Source organism: Oleiphilus sp. HI0079 (assembly GCF_001635105.1).
The window spans coordinates 1-982 of the sequence record NZ_LWFT01001131.1 but is presented as its reverse complement, the minus strand read 5'-3'; the positions used below and the strand labels follow the sequence as shown (position 1 = coordinate 982).

2 protein-coding genes are annotated in these 982 nt (G+C 48.3%); both read left to right on the top strand.

What is annotated here, in order from left to right; translation table 11 throughout:
* On the top strand, positions 1 to 283 hold a 283-nt coding region (locus A3750_RS20025; RefSeq protein ID WP_068548694.1), incomplete at its 5' end, for a YcgL domain-containing protein.
* Positions 276 to 734: a YcgN family cysteine cluster protein gene (locus A3750_RS20020; protein WP_068453951.1), complete on the top strand. Its 459-nt coding sequence runs from the start codon at positions 276 to 278 to the stop codon at positions 732 to 734. The genes A3750_RS20025 and A3750_RS20020, both read left to right, overlap by 8 nt.
* The last annotated feature ends 248 nt before the right edge of the window (positions 735 to 982 follow it).

Here is a 982-nt window from a genome sequence, read left to right as displayed (position 1 = left end):
TTTTTGCAGTATTTATAAGAGTAGCAAAAAGGCAGAGATGTACTTGTATGTCGATCGCTCGCAGGATGTAAGCAAGCTGCCTGAGGGCTTGATGCTGGCTTTTGGGTCTCCCACAAAAGTAATGGATATTGTTTTGACGCCCGAGAAAAAACTCGCGCGCGCAGATTCAGAAAAAGTGTTGGCTGCGATCGAGGAGCAGAGTTTTTATCTTCAGATGCCGCCGACAGATCAGGATGCGGATGCAAATCTGGCAATGGCACCGCGAGATGCGTTAAATGGCTGATGCCAAAGTACCATTTTGGGAGCTTAAAACGCTCGCTGAAATGAGCGTTGGCGAGTGGGAATCTCTCTGTGACGGTTGTGCAAAGTGTTGCTTGCACAAGTTGCAGGACGAAGAGACGGATGAAATTTTTTATACATCTGTCGCGTGTGAGAAGCTTGATCTCGATACGTGTCGCTGTTCTGTTTACGAACAACGACTACATTATGTGCCTGACTGTCTTGACCTAACGCAGGGGAATCTGGATGAGCTGAGTTGGCTGCCCAGTTCTTGCGCTTATCGCATTGTTGCTGAGGGGCGCAGGTTGCCAGATTGGCATCATCTGGTTTCTGGTGATTTTAAAAGCATCCACAAGGCGGGTATGTCTGTCGTAGGTCGTGTTGTTTCTGAAACTGAAGTTCCTGCGCAAGAGTTGGAGCTTTATATTATCGACGAGTTTAAAACGGAAAACTGATTGTGGCTTTATTGTCTTCTTATACTATTGCCTGGCTCATTTATCTTCTCTCCGCCGTTGGGGCGATGATCGTCTTTTGGCGCTTAACTCGAAACCTCAAGTGGCGCCGCACGAGACGCGTCCTTAGGATTGTGGTTGCAGTGACTTTGCTGACGCCCATGAATATTGTCTCGGGAGGCTTTTGGCTCGCACCAGCATTTTTGGTCGCAGCCTATGCCTTGGCGCAATCTCACATGGAAATCGTGCAG

Excerpts from the sequence above, each read along its gene's own strand:
- A3750_RS20020 (WP_068453951.1), top strand. The coding sequence starts at position 276 with ATGGCTGATGCCAAAGTACCATTTTGGGAGCTTAAAACGCTCGCTGAA.